At 66.4% G+C, this 19,455-nt stretch carries 20 protein-coding genes; 13 read left to right on the top strand and 7 right to left on the bottom strand.

Annotated features, from left to right (window positions below):
- From ACWEO2_RS25230 to ACWEO2_RS25240, 3 genes are all read left to right on the top strand, one after another.
- Positions 1-1,729: condensation domain-containing protein (locus ACWEO2_RS25230; protein WP_452407555.1), on the top strand; the 1,729-nt coding region annotated here is incomplete at its 5' end.
- A 273-nt stretch (positions 1,730-2,002) separates the two neighbouring features.
- Positions 2,003-2,992 carry an alpha/beta hydrolase gene (locus ACWEO2_RS25235; protein WP_452407586.1) on the top strand — a complete coding sequence of 330 codons (990 nt, stop codon included), beginning with the start codon at positions 2,003-2,005 and terminating at the stop codon, positions 2,990-2,992.
- A 265-nt stretch (positions 2,993-3,257) separates the two neighbouring features.
- Entirely contained in the window at positions 3,258-4,508 is a 1,251-nt protein-coding gene (locus ACWEO2_RS25240) for an Nramp family divalent metal transporter (protein ID WP_452407556.1), read from the top strand.
- On the opposite strand, the gene ACWEO2_RS25245 is transcribed toward ACWEO2_RS25240, so the two are convergent.
- On the bottom strand, positions 4,505-4,912 hold the full coding sequence (locus ACWEO2_RS25245) for a nuclear transport factor 2 family protein (RefSeq protein ID WP_452407557.1): 408 nt from the start codon (positions 4,910-4,912) through the stop codon (positions 4,505-4,507). The genes ACWEO2_RS25240 and ACWEO2_RS25245 overlap by 4 nt on opposite strands.
- A 10-nt stretch (positions 4,913-4,922) precedes the next feature.
- The gene (locus ACWEO2_RS25250; RefSeq protein ID WP_452407558.1) at positions 4,923-5,852 is read right to left on the bottom strand and encodes a zinc-binding dehydrogenase; all 930 of its coding nucleotides are present in this window, start codon (positions 5,850-5,852) and stop codon (positions 4,923-4,925) included.
- A gap of 91 nt (positions 5,853-5,943) precedes the next feature.
- Here ACWEO2_RS25250 and ACWEO2_RS25255 point away from each other — a divergent pair, with 91 nt between their 5' ends.
- Entirely contained in the window at positions 5,944-6,318 is a 375-nt protein-coding gene (locus ACWEO2_RS25255) for a winged helix-turn-helix transcriptional regulator (RefSeq protein WP_452407559.1), read from the top strand.
- Position 6,319: 1 nt separating this feature from the next.
- Here ACWEO2_RS25255 and ACWEO2_RS25260 read toward each other — a convergent pair whose 3' ends face one another.
- Complete coding sequence (locus tag ACWEO2_RS25260) at positions 6,320-7,345, bottom strand: SDR family oxidoreductase (RefSeq protein WP_452407560.1); 1,026 nt, start codon at positions 7,343-7,345, stop codon at positions 6,320-6,322.
- Between the two features lie 89 nt (positions 7,346-7,434).
- Entirely contained in the window at positions 7,435-8,238 is an 804-nt protein-coding gene (locus tag ACWEO2_RS25265) for an enoyl-CoA hydratase-related protein (protein ID WP_452407561.1), read from the bottom strand.
- 163 nt (positions 8,239-8,401) lie between these two features.
- Here ACWEO2_RS25265 and ACWEO2_RS25270 point away from each other — a divergent pair, with 163 nt between their 5' ends.
- The gene (locus ACWEO2_RS25270) at positions 8,402-9,703 is read left to right on the top strand and encodes a TetR/AcrR family transcriptional regulator (protein ID WP_452407562.1); all 1,302 of its coding nucleotides are present in this window, start codon (positions 8,402-8,404) and stop codon (positions 9,701-9,703) included.
- 19 nt (positions 9,704-9,722) lie between these two features.
- On the opposite strand, the gene ACWEO2_RS25275 is transcribed toward ACWEO2_RS25270, so the two are convergent.
- Positions 9,723-11,243 carry an aldehyde dehydrogenase family protein gene (locus tag ACWEO2_RS25275; RefSeq protein WP_452407587.1) on the bottom strand — a complete coding sequence of 507 codons (1,521 nt, stop codon included), beginning with the start codon at positions 11,241-11,243 and terminating at the stop codon, positions 9,723-9,725.
- Between the two features lie 370 nt (positions 11,244-11,613).
- Here ACWEO2_RS25275 and ACWEO2_RS25280 point away from each other — a divergent pair, with 370 nt between their 5' ends.
- The 4 genes from ACWEO2_RS25280 to ACWEO2_RS25295 all read left to right on the top strand — a co-directional run bounded on the left by ACWEO2_RS25280 (position 11,614) and on the right by ACWEO2_RS25295 (position 15,025).
- Positions 11,614-12,615: an ATP-binding cassette domain-containing protein gene (locus ACWEO2_RS25280; protein WP_354960681.1), complete on the top strand. Its 1,002-nt coding sequence runs from the start codon at positions 11,614-11,616 to the stop codon at positions 12,613-12,615.
- Between the two features lie 35 nt (positions 12,616-12,650).
- Positions 12,651-13,433 (top strand): ABC transporter permease, encoded by a 783-nt coding sequence (locus ACWEO2_RS25285; protein ID WP_452407588.1) that lies wholly within the window; start codon positions 12,651-12,653, stop codon positions 13,431-13,433.
- On the top strand, positions 13,430-14,284 hold the full coding sequence (locus ACWEO2_RS25290) for an ABC transporter permease (RefSeq protein WP_452407563.1): 855 nt from the start codon (positions 13,430-13,432) through the stop codon (positions 14,282-14,284). Before ACWEO2_RS25285 ends, ACWEO2_RS25290 begins: the two co-directional genes overlap by 4 nt.
- Before the next feature lie 150 nt (positions 14,285-14,434).
- Positions 14,435-15,025, top strand: coding sequence for a Uma2 family endonuclease (locus ACWEO2_RS25295; protein WP_452407564.1), 591 nt, complete (start codon positions 14,435-14,437; stop codon positions 15,023-15,025).
- A gap of 28 nt (positions 15,026-15,053) precedes the next feature.
- Here ACWEO2_RS25295 and ACWEO2_RS25300 read toward each other — a convergent pair whose 3' ends face one another.
- Entirely contained in the window at positions 15,054-16,250 is a 1,197-nt protein-coding gene (locus ACWEO2_RS25300) for a lycopene cyclase family protein (protein WP_452407565.1), read from the bottom strand.
- A 114-nt stretch (positions 16,251-16,364) separates the two neighbouring features.
- Positions 16,365-16,841, bottom strand: coding sequence for a hotdog fold domain-containing protein (locus tag ACWEO2_RS25305; protein ID WP_354960685.1), 477 nt, complete (start codon positions 16,839-16,841; stop codon positions 16,365-16,367).
- A 655-nt stretch (positions 16,842-17,496) separates the two neighbouring features.
- Between ACWEO2_RS25305 and rpsJ the strand changes: the two genes are divergently transcribed.
- From rpsJ to rplW, 4 genes are read left to right on the top strand one after another with little or no spacing between them, the layout of a single operon-like run.
- Positions 17,497-17,802, top strand: a complete 306-nt coding sequence (gene rpsJ / locus ACWEO2_RS25310; RefSeq protein ID WP_003938093.1) for a 30S ribosomal protein S10 — start codon at positions 17,497-17,499, stop codon at positions 17,800-17,802.
- Positions 17,803-17,816: 14 nt separating this feature from the next.
- On the top strand, positions 17,817-18,482 hold the full coding sequence (gene rplC / locus ACWEO2_RS25315; RefSeq protein ID WP_354960686.1) for a 50S ribosomal protein L3: 666 nt from the start codon (positions 17,817-17,819) through the stop codon (positions 18,480-18,482).
- Complete coding sequence (gene rplD / locus ACWEO2_RS25320) at positions 18,479-19,153, top strand: 50S ribosomal protein L4 (RefSeq protein WP_452407566.1); 675 nt, start codon at positions 18,479-18,481, stop codon at positions 19,151-19,153. Before rplC ends, rplD begins: the two co-directional genes overlap by 4 nt.
- On the top strand, positions 19,150-19,455 hold the full coding sequence (rplW, locus tag ACWEO2_RS25325; RefSeq protein ID WP_040686547.1) for a 50S ribosomal protein L23: 306 nt from the start codon (positions 19,150-19,152) through the stop codon (positions 19,453-19,455). Before rplD ends, rplW begins: the two co-directional genes overlap by 4 nt.

The following is a 19,455-nucleotide window of genomic DNA, read 5'->3' on the forward strand; positions in this document are numbered from 1 at the left end:
GGTTGAACGTGAGCGCGTGGGATCGGCCGAACTCGGGCATGCCGGTTCGGTTGAACGCGATCGTGCAGGGTCGGTCGATTACGAGCGTGCGGGTTCGGTCGAACGTGACCGCCTGGGATCGGTCGAATACGAGCCCGCGGGATCTGCCAGCGAATACGCCGGATCAGTCGATACCCCGGCCGCATTCGAAGACGACTACCCGACAACGATCCTTGTCCCGGTACAACTCGATGCCACGGCACCGGTCGATGACTCAGCGACGATCGACGACCTGCCGCCCACCGTCGAGGCTCCGGCATTGTTCGACGACGAAGACGACGAAACCGAAGCCGCCGACCGGGCACCCGAGGTCGCCGGGTCCGAACACGTCGCATTCTCGATCGACACGGCGGCACCCGATGACCCGTTCGAACTGGCGGTCCCGCACCGACCCGAGGAACCCGACGACAGCCCCATTCCGCTGTCGCTCACCCCGAATGCCGTGCGGCTCTTGGACTCCGGAGCCGAACTGCGTGTCATCACCCTCGATATCCCGCCCAACTTCTCCCCGGAGGCGGTGCAATTCGCCGTCGATACGGTGCTCGAGCAGCATCCGATGCTCTGGGTCCGCCTGCACCGCTCCGGCGTCGGGCCCGATCCGGTCTTCGAGATTCCGGCCGAGGCCCTGCGCCTCGACGAGGCCTTCCTCGGGCTGGAGTACACCGCCGACCAGACCCCACCGCCCCTCGATGATGTGGTGCGAGCCGTGGCCACCGAACTGGATCCGATACACGGCCGCAATATCCGCTTCGTCCTGGTCGGCGGCCGAGAGGTGCCCTCGACCATGGTGGTGGTGGCCAACGGTCTGGTGGTGGACGACACCTCATGGCGCACCATCATCGACAAACTGTCGCTGGCCTGGTCGCGCGGCAGGCACCGGACGCCCGCCGTGCCCGAGTCCGGCCTGTCCGATCTGCTCGGTGTGCTCTCGGAGCGGGCGAGCGGCCCGGCCGCGATCGAGGAAGTGGCGTGGTGGCACCACACCCTGAGCGTGGTCCCCGCGGCCGCGGCCGGTGCCACGGGCAAGAATCTGCGGTCGCGTCGTCGCGTCTCACTGACCATCACCACCGAGGGCACCGCGGCCGTCGTCGCGGCGGCCGCCGCACACGGCGCGAGCGTCGACGAGGTGCTGCTGACCGCTCTGGCCATGGCGCGGATCACCTCCGCGGGCGAAACCGTCACCGACGCCATCGGTCCGGTGGTGCGCCTGCTCGCCGACAGCCGGGGGATGGCCGAGACCGATACCCTCGTCGGCGCCTTCACCACCGCCTATCCGCTGCCGATCGGGCTGGAGGGCATCGATATCGAGGAGGCGCTGGTCGGTGGCCATGCGGCGGGTATCGCGATCCAGCAGATCAGTCGGCTCACCGGTGCGGTGCCGTCCTACGGCGTCGGTTACGGGTTGCTGCGCTATCTGAATCCCGATACCGCCGCCGCCCTGAACGCGCTGCCGGTCGGCCGGTGCGCGCTGCGCTATCGGGATCTGCGCCCGGCGCAGGTGCACACCGACGAACCGGTCACCGATCTGCTGCTCGATATCACCGCCGACGCCACCGCCGACGGTCTACTCGTGCGCTTCGACTACGCGGCCGAGGTGTTCGGTGGTGACGAGGTCAAGACCTTCGCCGAACACTGGATCCGGGCACTCGGCGGGCTGGCCGAACACGGTCAGCGGGTGCGCGCCGGATGACCTCGCTCGGGCGCGGACCGAGGCGACCATGATCACATTCGGGCAGCTCAGACACGGTCGAGCAACATTGCGGTAACGATGTCCAGTATTGTCACGACTAAATAGGCCGTATGGTCGGGCATGGTGCCGTTGGCACGGTCCCTGACGGCCTGGGGAAGCCCACCCGTAATCACGATACGAAGTGAAGGTGTGAAATTGATGCGTAGTCTGATCCGGCGTCGCGGCACACGTGCGGCGGCGGTGATCGCGGCAACCGCGGCATTCGCGGGAGTCATGTCCGGCTTCGGCGCATCCACGGCGACGGCAGACCCGATCATGGATTCGAAGGCGCTGCTGGCGAACCCTGTCTCGGCGGACGGCTCGAAGATCACCAAGGCCGAGTACAAGGACGACCGCAGCATCCGCCTGCAGGTCTACTCCGCGGCCATGGACCGCACCTTCCCGGTCGACGTGCAGCGCCCCGCCGACGCCTCGGTGCCGCGCCCGGTCCTGTACCTGCTCAACGGTGCGGGCGGCGGCGAGGACGACGCCTCCTGGGTGGCCAAGACCGATGCGCTGAAGTTCCTCGGCGACAAGAACGTCAATGTGGTCCAGCCGATCGGCGGCAAGTGGAGCTACTACACCGACTGGGTCAAGGACGACCCGACACTCGGCCGCAACAAGTGGAAGACCTTCTTCACCGAGGAGCTGCCGCCGCTGATCGACGGCGCGCTCGGCACCAACGGCACCAATGCCATCGCGGGCCTGTCCACCTCGGGCACCACCGTGCTCGCGCTGCCGATCGCCAAGCCGGGCCTGTACAAGGCCGCCGCCGCTTACAGCGGCTGCGCCCAGACCAGTGATCCGGTCGGCTCCGAGTTCGTCAAGCTGACCGTCGAGACCTGGGGCGGCGGCAATGTCGAGAACATGTGGGGCCCGCTCGGTTCGGCGGATTGGAAGGCGAACGATCCCTACGTCAACGCCGAGGGTCTGCGCGGTACCGACCTCTACATCTCGACCGGCAACGGCCTGCCCGGCCCGTACGACACCCTGAACGGTCAGTACGCCCTCCCCGGCTCCTACGGTCTGGCCAACCAGATCCTGATCGGCGGCATCATCGAGGCGGGCACCAACTACTGCACCAACAACATGAAGACCAAGCTGGATTCGCTCGGCATCCCGGCCACCTTCAACTTCCGCCCCTCCGGCACTCACTCCTGGGGCTACTGGAACGACGAGCTGCACGCGTCCTGGCCCACCCTGGCCCGCGGCCTCGGCCTCTGAGGCAGCCGCCGGGAGATAGTTGATCGCAGCCGACCGCCCCGATGTGTTCTACAACACAATCGGGGCGGTCGGTCTTTTTTGTCCAGTTTTTGCGCTATTACTGTTTTCGCAGGTACATGGGTAGCTCGTCACCGGTGGGGCAACTCGACCCGTACCGGGCCGGTGGCCGCGGACGGCGTAGTCGAGGCGCCCGAGTTCGGCTTTCAGGTTTGGATATGCGGGATCAACTAACGATTAAGTTCGGGAACCCGTAAAATTCTGTTCTGTGAGTACAACCCTGGTCGAATCGGCGCGAAACGCGACGACCCGGGCGAGATCTGTCAGCGTCTTGCTCGGCCCGGCATTCGTAGCGGCCATTGCCTATGTCGATCCCGGCAATGTGGCGTCGAATATCAGTGCGGGCGCCGAGTTCGGCTATCTGCTCGTCTGGGTCATTGTGATGGCCAATGTGATGGCCGGGCTGGTGCAGTTCCTGTCCGCGAAGCTGGGGTTGGTCACCGGTATGTCGCTACCGGAGGCGGTCCGGTCGAAGTCGAGTCGCCCGGTGCGTCTTGCCTATTGGATCCAGGCCGAGACCGTCGCCATGGCCACCGATCTGGCCGAGGTGGTCGGTGGCGCGATCGCGCTGAAGCTGCTGTTCGATCTGCCGCTGCTGGTCGGCGGGCTGATCACCGGTGTGGTCTCGATGGCGCTGCTGCTGGTGCAGAACCGCCGCGGGCAGAAGCCGTTCGAGCGGGTGATCACGGGTCTGCTCGCCGTCATCGCCATCGGCTTCCTGGCCAGCGTGGTGATCGCGCCGCCGTCGGTCCCCAGCACCGTCGGCGGGCTGTTGCCGCGCTTCCAGGGCTCGGAGAGCGTACTGCTCGCGGCCGCCATGATCGGCGCGACCGTCATGCCGCACGCGGTCTACCTGCACTCCGGACTGGCCCGCGACCGCCACGGTCAACCCGAGGTCGGGCCGATCCGGACCCGGCTGCTGCGGATCACCCGATACGACGTCGGACTGGCCATGGTGCTCGCGGGCACGGTCAATCTGGCCATGCTGCTGATGGCCGCGAACACCCTGCGCGGCCGCGAGAATGTCGACACCCTCGAGGGTGCGCATGCCGCCGTCGGCGATGCGCTCGGCCCCGTCGCCGCGCTGCTGCTGGCAATCGGCCTGCTGGCCTCCGGCCTGGCATCGACTTCGGTCGGCGCGTATGCAGGCGCGATGATCATGGAAGGCCTACTGCGCCGCAAGATTCCGCTGCTGGCCCGCCGTCTGGTCACGCTGGTTCCGGCAATCATCATCCTGGCGGTCGGCATCGATCCCACACGCGCGCTGATCATTTCGCAGGTGGTGCTCTCGTTCGGCATTCCGTTCGCGCTGATCCCGCTGGTCCGATTCACCAGCGACCGGGTCCTGATGGGCAACGATGTCAACCACCGGGTCACCACCGGCTTGGCCTGGCTGGTCGCCCTCATCATCAGCCTGCTCAATGTCGCACTGATCTACCTGACCGTCGCGGGCAATTAGGCGAACAGGGTGCGCTTGGCATAGCCGGTATCGAAATACTCACGGGCTTCGGCGATTTTGCCGTCCTCGACCCGGAAGACGATTGCCACGTTGTTGACATACGGCTCGCCCGCCTTGGTGGTCGCGTGGGTGGTCCATTCGGCGACGGCCTGTGCGCCGTCGGCCAGTACGGTCCGCACCTGCTGACCGATCGGCTGGGACAGATCCATCCGCTCGATCATCTGCGCGACGAATTGCCCGAAGATCTCCTCCGGTCCGGTCCAGGTCCGCGCGGTCGGCAGCTCGCCGAACAGGGTCCAGGTCGACTCCGGTGTGAAAAAGGCGGCGGCGCGCTCGGCATCGCCGGATCCGAGCGCCTCGATATAGGCCAGGATGGTGGCGCGGGTCTGCTCGGTGCTCGACATGGTCGCTCCTTCAGGCATCGATGGTGAGGATCGCGTTGCCGCGGATCCGGCGGTTGTTCAAATCGGTGAGCACGCTCGCCGTTTCGGCCCAGTCGGCGACCCTACCGATCTCCGGATGCAGGCGGCCCCGCGCCGTCAGATCCACCAGGACGCGCAGGTCTTCGGCATCGGTGGTATCGGCGACCCAATGTGGGAAGTGCTTCAGCGTGAACGGGCTGACCGTGAGGTATTCGAAGAAGCTGAGCCGGATCGGTTGCAGACTGGCCTGGCCGAACCACAGCACCGTGCCGCCGGGCGCGATCCGGGCGAGCGCGTGCGCGAACACATCGCCGCCGACCGATTCGAAGATCACCTCGAAGGGGCCATCCGCATCGGCGACATCATGGATAACGGCCGCGCCGAGCTCGGCCAGTCGGGCGCCGCGCTCGGCGGAGGCCGCGACCGCGGTCACCGCAATGCCTGCGGCCGTTGCCAATTCGACGAGATAGTGGCCGACGCCGCCGGATGCGCCGGTGATCAGCGCCTTCGTATCCGCCGGGGCCTCGACATGGCGGAGCAGGCGCAGCGCGGTCAAACCCGCGAGCGGCAGCGCGGCCGCGGTGGTGGTCGGCACCGCGTCGGGCAGTTCGACCAGTGCGGACGTCGGCACCGGCACCCGCGCGGCCCAGCCGCCACCCTCGGCATGGCCGACCACGCGGGTTCCGACGGCGGGCCCCGAGCCGTCGGCGGCGGCCGCGACCACTCGGCCGACCACATCCTGTCCCATAACGGTGCCCGGCTCGGTCGGGGTGCCGTAGGCCCCGGTCATGGCGAGGATTTCGCCGCGGTTCACCGAGAATGCCTCGACCTGGATGACCGCGGCGTCGGCGGTGGGCGTGGGTTCGGGGATCTCGGCGAACCGCACCAAGGTCCGATCACCAGTTGCGGCAAGGGCTTTCATCGGTATTCCTCCTGGTCGTTGCGATGAAAACGACCCTAGGAGGGATGGTCTCCAGGTGAAAGAAGGCAGTAATTAGTGGTATAGGTACCTGATGGATACCAACGATCCCATGGCATACGACATCTTCAACCTGAACTGCCCGTCCCGTGCGGTCTTCGACCGGCTCGGTGAACGCTGGACCGGACTGGTGCTGCTGGCCCTGAAACCGGGCACACTGCGCTTCTCGGAGCTGCGCAGGCAGGTGCAGGGCATCACACAGAAGATGTTGACCCAGACCCTGCGCGGGCTGGAACGCGACGGCATGGTGTCGCGCACGGTCCATCCGACCGTGCCGGTCACCGTCGAATACACCCTCACCCCGCTCGGCCACAGTCTCGGCGCCGCGGTCGATGTGCTACGAGCCTGGGCCATCGAGCACATCGACGAAATCAATACAGCCCGAGCGGAATACGCCGCAGTCGGCTAGGTCAGACCCAGTTCTCTATCCAGTACTTCCAGATCAGCGGGGCGTAGGCGGCCAGCGGCGGCACCTTGATATCGGTGCCGGTCAGCGCGGTGGTGGCGTTGCGGCAGCCGAACCAGCAGCTGAATTCGCTGTGCTCCAACACATCCTGGGGCACACCGACGTGGGGGAGCAACCAGTTGGTACCGGGGATGCGCAGCAGCATCTCGAGAGCGCGCTTGGGCATCACCTCGACCAGATGCGGCGCACCGGCCTCATCGGCGAACAGATTCAATGCCTCGGCGGCGCTCTGCCGCCGCGGATCGACCAGATGATAGGTGCACGTATTCGAGTCGGGTCGGTGTGCAAGGTGATCCAGTGCGCGGACCACGAAATCGACCGGGACCATGTTGGTCTCACCCAGCTTCGGCACCAGCACCGGCAGGATCCTCGGCAGCTGTGCGGCCATCCGCAGCAGCCGGAAGAAGTAATAGGGCCCGTCGATCCGGTCGATCTCACCGGTGCGCGAATGTCCGATCACGATCGAGGGCCGATAGATGCGCCAGCCGATCCCGGACTCGCGCACGATCCGCTCGGCCTCGAATTCGGCCCGCTGCATCGGCGAGGCCAGCACCTGGCCCACGTCGAACATGTCCTCGGTGAACAGGCCCTCGAATCCGCCCGCTACATCCACCGTCGAGATATGGTGCAGCAGTCCGGCTTTCAGCTCCTCGGCGACATCGATGACATTGCGGGTGCCGCCGCCCCGCTCGGTGAGGTCATAGCTGGACGCGAGATGGAAGATATGGTCGATCGAGCCCCGGTGCTCGGCGAGCCAGCCGGGATCGATGCCGAGCCGAGGCGCGCCGAGATCCCCGCGCACCGGCCGTATCCGATCCTCACCCATCCACTCCTGGGCACGGCAGGTGTACCGGTCCGCCGAATCGATGCCCGGCCGTACCAGCACATGAATATCCCCCTCGCGTTTCAGCAGCTCGGGGACAAGAAACCGACCGATAAACCCAGTTGCTCCGGTAACCAGGTAAGCCATAGCGGATCAACATAGTCGCTTGTTCGGGCGCAGGTGTGCCCGGGATCACTTGCCTGCCTTGCCGAGCCCCGTCGAACTGGTCGGCGCGGTCAGTCCGCGAAGACCGGCTTGCGCTTGGTGAGCATGGCGGTCGCGCCTTCGACGAAGTCGGGGGACCGGAGCAGTTCGCTCTGGCCGGACTTTTCGGCGGCGAGCGAGGCGTCCAGTGCTGACAGGGTCGCCGCGTTGAGTGCCTTCTTGGTGAGTTCGAGCGCGCGGCGCGGGCCCGCGGCGATCTTGGCGGCCGCCGCCTCGACCAAGGCGTCGAGTTCGTCCTCGGCGGCCACGGCGGTGAACATTCCGGCCGCCTTGGCCGCCGGGGCGGGCAGTCGTTCGCCGAGCAGTGCCATCTCGGCGGCCAGCGCGCGTCCGGCCGCCGCCGCGACCATGGTGGCCGCGCCGCCGTCGGGCATCAGGCCGATATTGACGAAGGCAAGCAGCAGGTAGGAGTCCTCGGCGGCATAGACCAGATCGGCGGCGAGCGCGAGGCCGACACCGACACCGGCGGCTGCGCCCTTGATCCGGGCGATGACCGGAATCGGGGCGTCCACAATGGCCTTCACGAGGCGGTTGGCCGCGTCCATCACCATGTCTGACGATATGCCGCGCTGCGCTTCCGACGCGGTTGCGGCAAGATCGGCTCCCGTGCAGAAATCGCCGCCCGCACCGGTCAGTACGATCACCCGAACCGAACGGTCCGTGGCGGCGGCCAGGAAGGTGTCACCGAGGGCGACCATCGTGTCGTAGTCGATGGCGTTCTTCCGCTTCGGCTTGGTGATCGTGACCCGCAGCACCTTGCCGTCGTGGACGGCGCTGAAGCCCGCGGTGGTGGTCGCGGAATCGGGGTTGCTCATGTGCTGCTCCTGGTCTGGAATTCGGCGGGCGCTGGGTTTTTCCAGCGACCCGCAATCGCTGCGGCTGGCCATGAATGGTGGTTAACTTTGCGAATTGTGGTTAACTTAGGATGATTTGTCGGGCGCTGTCAACCGGCGGCGCCGTCGCAGAATGGAGAGTTTCATGGTCGCGGATCGCAGCGAGGTCGACATCGCTGGCGATCGCTTTCGGGTCGCTCGAAACAACCCCGATCCCGCGCGCGCCGATGCGGGTGGGACCCGGGCGGCCGCCGAACCCGCCCCATCGGTCCGGCGTCGCCCGAAGGATCGCAAGGTCCAGATCATCCGGGCCGCCGCGCGTGCGTTCAGCGAGCGCGGGTACTACCCGGTCGGCGTCGACGAGATCGCCGCCGAGGTCGGTATCTCGGGGCCCGCGCTGTATCGCCATTTCGCGAACAAGTACGCGTTGCTGGTCGCGGCCGCCGAGGAAGGCGCGCTGCACCTGCTGAAGGTCGCGCGCGGCGCGGACGATCCGACCCTGGCGCCGGAGGCCAGGCTCGATGCGCTGATCAAGGCGCTCAGTGACCACACCATCGACATCCGCCGCGAGGCCGGGCTGTACCGCTGGGAGCGGCGCTATCTGGAGGCCGAGGACCGGGCCCGGATCAGGAAGGTCTACGACGCGCTCAACGCGCTGCTGGCCGAGCCGATCGGACAGCTGCGCCCCACCGCGCCGCCCGCCGATGTGGCGATGCTGGCCGCTGGGGTGCTCAGCGCCATCGCCAGCATCTCCTCGCATCGCACCGCGCTGGCCACCGCCCGGCTGCTGCCGCTGCTGCGCGAGATGTGCTGGTCGATCCTGCGCGCCGAGCTGCCGCCCGCGCCGACCGAACCCGATCCCGGACCGGCCGCCCGCGGCCTGCCGATCACCTCGAAACGCGAACAGTTGCTCACCGAGGCGATCCGGATCTTCGGTCGCCAGGGCTATCACGAGGCCAGCATCGAGGAGATCGGTGCGGCCGTCGGCATCAATGCCTCCAGCGTCTACCGGTACTTCACCAGCAAGGCCGATCTGCTCGCCGCCGCCTTCCATCGCACCGGTGACCGGGTGGCCATCGCAATCACCGAGGCGCTGGCCGAGGCGACCAGCCGCCCCGACGCGGTCCGGCGCATCGCCGACCGCTACGCCCGGCTCACCTTCTCGATGCCGGAGATCATGCCGGTCTACTACGCCGAATTCAGCAATCTGCCGCCGGCCGAACAGCACAAGCTGCGCGCCATCCAGCGCCAGAATGTGCTGGAGTGGGCCAACCTGCTCGACGGCGATCAGATCGAGGCGCGTTTCCGCGTGCACGCCGCGCTCGGTCAGGTGATCGACGTCGGCCGGTTGACCAAATTCGACTCCCGGCCCGAGCAGATCGCGCGCGTGCGCGCCCTGATGGAAGCCGTGCTGCTCGGATGCGGGACGGCCGAACGTCGCTCGTAAGACTCGCTCCGGCTCAGCTCTACCGTCCGTGGCGCACTCGAAAGATGGTCTTCGCTGTGCGCAGATGGCGGGGATGCCGATCGAAGGTGGACAGGTTCACCGGGGCGCGGTAGCGCTTGCGGGCGATGGCCAGCGTCCGGCTGAACTCGCGCAGTCCCTGGTCGCCGTGATGGTGTCCCTGCCCGTATTCGCCGACGCCACCGAATGGCAACGCGGGGATCCCGGCGTACGTGGTCGAAGAATTGATGGTCACAACGCCGACCCGCAGCTGTTCGGCGAAGGATTCGATGCCGTGCACATCGCGGGTGAACACCGACACCGCGACACCATTGCCGACCGCGTTGATGCGCCGCGCCGCCTCGTCCATATTCGCGACCTTGTTGACGATCAGCACCGGCCCGATGCCCTCACCGGTGATCGCGACGCTCTCCTCCGGCACCTCGGCGAGCACGATGGGTTCGATATAGGGCTCGCGTATCGAGTCCAGTCCGCCGACCACCGCGCGCCCGCCCCTGGCCAGCGCATCGCGCACCTGCCTGCGCACCACGTCGACCTGTGATTCCAGAATCATCGGGCCGTAGGAGGCGCGCCTATCCGCACCGGGGCGCAGTCGCCGCGCCTGTTCGACCACCAGTTCCAGGAATCGGTCGTAGACGGAGTTGGCGACATAGGCCCGCTGGATACCGGTCGAGTTCTGGCCCGCATTGGCCATCGCGCCGAAGACCGCGGCCTCCGCGGCCTCGTCGAGTTTGGCGTCGACGTGAACCACCATGGTGCCCTTGCCATTACGCTCGACCACCACCGGAGTCATGGTCTGCGCGCACAGCGAGATCACCTCGCGCGCGCCCGCATCCGAACCGGCATAGGCGATTTTGTCCACCTTGCCGCGACACAGTGCCGCGGTGGTGGCGTGATCACCGGTGACCACTTGCAGCACAGGCTGATTCGGCGCCAGCTTGTTCCAGCTGTCGGCCAGCCAGACCCCCACGCCGGTGGTGAGTTCATCGGGTTTGAACACCACGGCATTGCCCGCAGCCATCGCATAGGCGATCGAACCCATCGGGGTGAACACCGGGTTGTTCCACGGTCCGAGCACACCGACGACGCCGAGGGGTAGATAGCCGACAGAGGCGTGCTGATTGCGGCTCAGCCAGGTCGATCCGAGCTTGCGCCGATCCAGTACCCGGGCGGCATTGCGGGCCGCCCAATCCAGGTTCTCGACGGCGAGCATCACCTCGATTGCCGCGTCCGCCTCCGGTTTTCCGGTTTCCTCGCACAGGATCTCCACCAATTCGCCTGCGCGCCTGGCGATACTGCGCTTCCAGTCCAGTAGCCAGCGTTTGCGAGCGCTGAATCCCAGTTCCGCCCACCACTTTTCGGCGGAGCGTGCGGCGCGCACGGTGCGGTTGAGTTCACCGGCGCCCATTACGGCGTAGTTGCCGACGATTTCGCCGGTGCGCGGGTCATAGGACGTCAGCACGTTCGGTCGGCCCGATCCTCCCGTATGCGCTGCCAGTCTCGGCTGCGCGGTCTCGGCCATGGTCACCTCTCGCAGGGTCGATCCGCCGCAGACCGCCGAGCGCTAGGCGAAGCAGTGCTGCCGCAACGAGTGAGTGCGTGTTCCCCCGCTTAAGCAGACTATGGTTGCCGCGACGGCCCGACAAGGCGCTCCTACCGCCCCTGCGCTGCCCTTGACCGCCGCGACCAGCGACGATCGCGGCTGCGGCGGATCGGCCAGTGCAAATGTGATCAAGGACACACTTAGGTTTCGGACCGGTGGGTATGACGCGCTCGGCCATATAGGAATGCGCGGGCCGGTAACATCACGCCTGGCGGCAGGGATCACCAACCGGGACGTATTCATGCCTAACGCCTAGCGACCGCCGCCGATCAGACACAGTGGAGAGTTGATGCCGAGCTTGAACAAATCGGATTCGCACGCGAGCGACCCACCACTCGAAGGTGGTGAGGCCGCGGTCGTCGTTGCCGACGTCCGAAAGTCATTCGGCGATGTGCATGCGTTGCAGGGCATCAGTTTTACCGCCGAGCGGGCCAGCGTGCTCGGCATCCTCGGGCCGAACGGCGCGGGTAAGACCACGATGGTCAAGGTGCTGTCCACCCTGCTGCGCCCGGACTCCGGCACTGCCATCGTCGCGGGCCACGATGTGCAGAAGGATCCGGCGGGCGTGCGGCGCTCGATAATGATGACCGGCCAGTACGCCGCACTCGATGAGAACCTCTCCGGCCGCGAGAACCTGGAGCTGTTCGGCCGCCTGATGGGCCTGGGCAAATCCGCCGCCCGCAAGCGCGCCGACACCCTGCTCGAGGAATTCGACCTGGTGAGTGCGGGCCGTCGTGCGGTGCGCAATTATTCGGGCGGCATGCGTCGTCGTGTCGATATCGCCTGCGGCCTGGTGGTGCGTCCCGAGGTGGTGTTCCTCGACGAGCCGACCACCGGCCTGGACCCGCGCAGCCGCCAGGGCGTGTGGGATCTGGTGACCGCGCTCAAGGATCAGGGCATCACGGTGCTGCTCACCACGCAGTACCTCGAGGAAGCCGATGTGCTCAGCGACAACATCATCGTCATCGATAAGGGCACGGTGATCGCCGAGGGCACCGCCGACGAGCTCAAGGAGAAGACCGGCGGCAGCTACTGCGAGGTGGTGCCGCTGGATCCGACCCAGCTCGGCAAGGCCGCCGCCGCGCTCGGTGATCTGGTGCCCGCCGCGGTGCTCGCCGATATCAATGGCGGGGACCGGCTTTCCATTCCGGCGCCCGATGGTGCCGCCACCCTCTCCGAGGCGTTGCGCAGGCTCGATGCCGCCGAGATCCAGCTGGCCGATATCGCGCTGCGGCGGCCCTCGCTCGATGACGTATTCCTGTCCATCACCGGCCATTCGGGCGGCCACTAGTGAGTTCCGCAATCGTTGAGCAGCCCGATACGGCGCTGCTCTTCGCCGAGCTGCCCGCGGCCCGACTGTCCGCCTTCGCGCAGTGGCGGGCGCTGACCGGACGCATCGTCCGGACCATGGCCACCAAGGGCGAGCTGATCGTCGCAATGATCACCCCGCTGGTGTTCACCCTCGGCTTCTATCTGCCGCTGCGGTACGTGATGAAGTTCCAGGGCATCGACTACGCCCAGTTCGTCATGCCGATCATCGTGCTGCAGACCATGGCCTTCACCATGATGTCGAATGCGCAGCTGGCCGCCTACGAGGCGCTGACCGGTCTGAGTACCCGACTGCAGACGATGCCGATCGGGATCATGGTGCCCTTGAGCGCGCGCATCGCGGCCGGGTTGGTCCGTTCGCTGACCTCGCTGACCGCGGCGATCATCTTCGGCTACATGATCGGCTTCCGATTCATCGCCGGTGCCGGTCAGGCCGTGCTGTTCGTTCTGTTCTCGATCGCGGTCGGTACCGTGCTCGCGATTGGCGCGGATGCGCTCGGCAGTCTGACCAAGAGTCCGGAATCGCTGAGCCAGGCATTGACATTGCCCACCTTGATCTTCGGCATGCTCTCGTGCGGATTCGTCCCGGAGCGCAGCTTCCCGATGTGGATCCGGCCGTTTGTGCGCAATCAGCCGATTTCCCAGTTCTCCTTCGCGCTGCGCGATATGGCCCATGGCGGGGTGAGCTGGGAAGTGCTGTGGGTGCCACTGGTCTGGTTGGGTGGTGCGGCGATCGTCTTCACCCCGTTGGCGATCTGGGCGAGCGTGAGGCGGTCATGAGTTCTGTCGAGACTGTGCAGCGCACCGAGATCGACGGGTTCGAGGTGCTGCCGCGGGTCACCCCGCCGTCCGAACGCGCGCTGTCCACCTGGGTCACGCACAGCCTGATCCAGTGCAAGCGACTGCTGCTGGTATGGGCGCGCGATCCGGCGACCACCATCCAGACGCTGGTCTACCCGGCACTGACGCTGTTGATGTTCCGCATCGTGCTCGGCATTTCGATCACCGCGGCCACCGGTATACCGAGCGTCTACGGGCAGGTCGCGCTGATCACGCTGGTCGCCGCGATGTCGGGTGCGGTGGTCAGTGCGCTGGGATTCAAGGGCGAGAAGTTCACCGGACTACTCGGGCGCTTCTGGACCATGCCGGTGCACCGGGCTGCCGGACTGACCGGCAGGCTCCTCGCCGAGGCGATCCGCGTCCTGGTCACCACCCTGTTCGTGATCGCGGTCGGCCTCACCCTTGGCTTCCGCTTCGGCCAGGGCCCGCTCGCGGCCATCGCGCTGATCGGCATTCCGGTGCTGTTCGGCGTGGGTTTCGCCGTGCTCGTCACCGCGCTGGCGACCATTACCGAGGGTGTCATGCTCGTCAGCCTGATCGGCATCTTCAACACCCTGCTGTTGTTCTTCAACACCGGCTTCGTACCGGTCTTCGCCTACCCGGTCTGGCTGCAGGACGTGGTCGCCAACCAGCCGATGAGCTGTGCCATCGATGCCATGAAGGGTCTGTCCTACGGCGGTTCGGTGGCCGAACCCCTCCTCAAAACCGTTGCCTGGGTAGTGGGCCTCATCATCGTGTTCGCCTACCCCGCCATCCGCGGCTACCAACGCGCCGCCGAAACCGGCGCCTGACGAGCTCGGCCCGGTCGGCGCGGCTGCGCCGACCGGGCCGAGTGTTCTCTGCGGCGCCTTCGAAACAGGGCATCCGACCAGGCTATCGATCGGACGCACTTGTCATAGGCGACCCGTATGCTGAGGGCACGAGCGGAGGAGGTGTCAGCAGTGACCGCAGCCAAGGCGCATGAGCCGCAGAGGGATCCAGCAGATGTGCTGTTGGAGGGCTTCCACGCGCTGGAGACTCCGGAAGGATTCCGGGCCGAGCTGATCGAGGGGGACATCATCGTGACACCACCGCCGGACGGTAATCACGAGCAGAACATCTCCACGCTGATTCGGCAGGTGTACCGGCAGTCCGCAACGGAGTTTTCCTTCTCCGGCCATAAGGGGTTGTTGCTGGACCGTGGCGGACTCTGCCCGAAAAACCATTTGATTCCCGACGGCGTATTCGTCCCCGACGGTGCATTCATCGACGAGCCCTCATGGATGTCGGTCGGCAAGGTCGTCATGGTCGTCGAGGTCACCAGCTCGAAACCGGATTGGGATCGCAAGACCAAGCGATACTGCTATGCCCGCGGAGCGGTGCCGCTCTATCTACTCATCGATCGGCAGCAGCAGACGATCACTCTCCTCGGTGAACCCGGCGGCGAGGCGGACCTGATCGACTACCGCTCGGAGATCAGAGTTCCCTTCGGGAAGCCACTCGAACTTCCCGACCCCTTCTCGTTCACGCTGGAAACCGTCGATTTTCGTTGAGGCGCAGATATTTCGAATGATCGGGGCGTCATTCTGTGCGTCGCGAGATGCGCTCGAGTGGCTCTGCGAAATCGTAGTTCAGCCAGCGGTTTCGGTTGGTCCAGCCGACCAGGTCGTAGCGCCAGCGGAAGGGCCAGGTGCGGGCGACGGTGTTGAAGAGGACGGCGCCGAGGGCGGTGTAGTCGTCGTGGGCCGAGAGTAGGGCGCGTTGGCCGCGTGGGGTGGCGCTGAAGAAGGTGTCGAACATGGCGGTGGACTGTTCGGTGGTCAGGCGGCCCAGGCCCCAGAGGCCGCGCATGCGCATCCAGTACACCAGCCGCGCCCGCCACGGCCAGAGTTCGGCGATCGGGTCGCGGCCTTGCCGCAGGGCCGCGACGGCGGTGTCGACGAGGGCAAGCGAACCGGCGACGCTGTAGCCCGTGCAAGGATGCATCATGCCGCCGCGGGAGCCGAACGGAATCGCCTGGGCGGTCCCCTTTTTCGGCGGTGGCTGGTCGATTGGGTAATGCGCGGCCTCGGTCGGCTCCGTGCCGGTGAGTCGGATGCCGTGTGCGGCAAGGCGGTTCAGGGTGCGCCTGCGTAATTCGTGTTGCGGCATACCGCCGCGCAGGCCGAGGCTGGTCTCCTCGAAGATCACCGTGCCATCGCCGAGCGGGACGGCATAGAGGAACGACGGCGGTTCGTCCGGACCCGCGCCGTTCTCCGGGCGCCAATCCAGCAGCAGCCCTTCACCTTCGGTGATCATCGGCGCCGCGGTCTGCGCGTCGACGAAGATGCCGTGCGCGCTCGCGGCTCGGCGCTGTCCGAGCGTGGGCAGTCCGCGGGTATCGAAAACCGTTGCCGCTCTGAGGATCGTGCCGTCGGCCAGCGCCACCTCATTGGCGTCCACGCGCGTGGCCCGACCGGCGAACACGGTGGCCTCGTCGAGTGCAAGCGCATCGCGCAGGCCGGTTTTCGACAGCACGCAGTAGGGCCGGTCGATGCGATGCTCGGACTCGGTCCAGACCGTCGGCCGCGGAATGCGCGCGGCAATGGCACTGGGCGGCAGCCAGTCCGGCAGCTCATCGATCCAGCAGGAGAAGGTGGGCGGCCAGAGACGGTCGGGCCGCGGATCGACGGCCGCCACGGTGCAGCCGGCCCGCATCGCCCGATGCGCCAGCGCCCGTCCGGTCGGCCCGAGCCCGACCACACAGAGGTCGAATTCCCGGACCGCGCTGTCACTCATGGTTCGCATTCAAACCGCACCGGCCGTGCGCCCGCAACACCGCCCCTGGCCCGAGGGTTCCCGGGGCGGGGCGGCGGTGCCGCTCACCGGTTCGAGACCGGGCGAGGACATTGCCTACTTGGGCGTGACCCAGGTGGTGATATCGGCGTGCACGACCTCGAGACCGTGCTTGTCGTAGATGGATACCGGTACGACCAGCTCGCGGCCCTCGGTGATCTCGGTGAAGTCGGGCAACTCGGCCAGCTTCGCCACCGCGCGCAGCCCGGTCTCGGCCTTGGCCAGGTACTGCACATTCATGGCCTTGGGGATCCAGCGATGGGTATCGGGCACCGTCGCCTCGCTCAGCATTCCCATTGCCACCTCGGCCAGATTGCATGCCGCGATCGCGTGATAGGTGCCCAGATGGTTGTGGATGCCGAACCACTTCGGCGAGGTCACCTCGCACAGCCCGGGTTCCAGTCGCACAACGCTCGGCAGCACCGTGCCGAAATAGGGCACCCGGGCCACCATGCCAAGCGAGAACAGGGTGTGCCCCAGCCGGTTGTCCGGCAGCTTCGTCCAGATGCGATGGGTCGCCGTCTGCTTCGTCATACCCTTATCTTACTCAAAAGTAAGTTAAGCTCCGGTAGGGGCGTGACATACTTTTGCGGCACCCGTCGGTGGCTGTTCACTCCCAGTGGCCCAGGTGCGTTCGACCGTGATCGCCCACCGCCTCGCAACCGGTGGCGCGCCCGGGATTCGTGCCCTGACCTGGTGGCGAGTCGAGGGATGGGGGCGGATTTGATGTCGCCAACGGCGTCGGGCATACTGTTCGGGTTGCCTTGCACCAGGTCATGCCGTTCCGCGGCTGTGGCGGGTGGCGAGGCGAGCAACACCCAATCGTGTACCTCGCTGGCTTCCAGTGCGGGTACGTCCGGGACAACGTTCCAGGCCAGGTGAATTTTCGAACCGGAGCCGAGGAATGAGCGGATGGGCGACACGCCCGACCGCGTGGACCGGAGAACCATGACAGATGAACAGCGGCGAGACTGTCGCACGTCAACCGGCGGAGCCGGGCAGCGTGCCCGGTCGGGGTCTCACTGTGTTGGATCTGCCCGAGCGGGGGCCCTGCGTTACGCAGGCTGCCTCTTCCGGGCCTGACCCACTCGGGCTGGGACGTCTTCGTGTGTTCGGGCTGTGCAATTGAAGGTGGTACGGAAGCCGGCTTCCGGACCACGAACGATAAGCGGAGAAAAGGACACTTAGCGTGGCGGGACAGAAGATCCGCATCAGGCTCAAGGCCTATGACCACGAAGCGATCGACGCGTCCGCGCGCAAGATCGTGGAGACGGTGACCCGCACCGGGGCCCGTGTGGTCGGGCCGGTGCCGTTGCCGACCGAAAAGAACGTGTACTGCGTCATCCGTTCGCCGCACAAGTACAAGGACTCGCGCGAGCACTTCGAGATGCGGACGCACAAGCGGCTGATCGACATCCTCGACCCGACGCCGAAGACGGTTGATGCCCTGATGCGCATCGATCTCCCGGCCAGCGTCGACGTCAACATTCAGTGACGGGGACTCGAATCATGACTGATAACAAGAACAGGCCCGCGGCGGGCATCCTGGGCACCAAGCTCGGCATGACCCAGGTGTTCGACGACAAGAACCGCGTCGTCCCCGTGACCGTCATCAAGGCCGGACCGAACGTCGTTACCCAGATCCGCACCGTGGAGCGCGACGGCTACAGCGCCGTCCAGGTCGCTTTCGGCGCCATCGACCCGCGCAAGGTGAACAAGCCGGTTTCCGGCCAGTTCACCAAGGCCGGTGTCACCCCGCGCCGCCATGTCGCCGAGATCCGGGTCGCGGACGCCTCCACCTTCGAGGTCGGCCAGGAGATCAACGCCGATGTCTTCGAAGAGGGCGCCTACGTCGACGTCACCGGCACCAGCAAGGGCAAGGGCTTCGCCGGCACCATGAAGCGCCACGGCTTCGCCGGCCAAGGCGCCTCGCACGGTGCGCAGGCCGTGCACCGTCGCCCGGGTTCCATCGGTGGCTGCGCCACCCCCGGCCGCGTGTTCAAGGGCATGCGCATGTCGGGCCGGATGGGCAACGACCGCGTCACCACGCAGAACCTGTCGGTTCACAAGGTGGACGTCGAGAACGGCCTGCTGCTGATCAAGGGAGCGATCCCGGGTCGCCGCGGCAACGTCGTCGTCGTCAAGAGCGCCGTGAAGGGTGGTGCACACGCATGACCAGCGTTGAGAAGAAGACCAACCTGACGCTTCCGGTCAAAGAACTGGGTGGCAAGACCAATGGCACCGTCGAACTCCCCTCGGAGATCTTCGACGCGACCGCGAACATCTCGCTGATGCACCAGGTGGTCATCGCGCAGCTCGCCGCCGCTCGCCAGGGCACCCACTCCACCAAGACCCGCGGTGAAGTCCGCGGTGGTGGCAAGAAGCCGTACCGCCAGAAGGGCACCGGCCGCGCCCGTCAGGGCTCGACCCGCGCGCCGCAGTTCACCGGCGGTGGCACCGTGCACGGTCCGCAGCCGCGTGACTACAGCCAGCGCACCCCCAAGAAGATGGTCCGCGCCGCACTGCGCGGAGCTCTCTCGGACCGTGCGCGCAACGAGCGCATCCACGTGATCAGCGAACTGGTCTCGGGGCAGACCCCGTCGACCAAGACCGCGAAGTCCTTCCTGTCCGAGCTGTCGGACCGCAAGAAGTTCCTCCTCGTCCTCGGACGTGAGGACATCGCGGCCTGGAAGAGCGTGCAGAACCTGGAGTTCGTGCACCCGATCGCGCCGGATCAGCTCAACACCTACGACGTGCTGGAAAGCGATGAAGTGGTGTTCAGCATCGAGGCCTTGAACGCCTTCGTGCACGGCCCCGCCGAAGCCGCACAGGAGGAGAGCAAGTGACCACGATCGCCGACCCCCGCGACATTCTGCTGGCGCCGGTCATCTCGGAGAAGTCCTACGGACTGATCGAGGAAGGCACCTACACCTTCATCGTGCACCCGGATTCCAACAAGACGCAGATCAAGATCGCCGTCGAGAAGGTCTTCGGCGTGAAGGTGACCAGCGTCAACACCGCCAACCGTCAGGGCAAGCGCAAGCGGACCCGCTTCGGTTACGGCAAGCGCAAGGACACCAAGCGCGCGCTCGTGACCATCTCGGCCGACAGCAAGCCCATCGAGATCTTCGGAGGCCCGGTCGCGTAA

It is taken from the genome of Nocardia sp. NPDC004278, assembly GCF_053602975.1.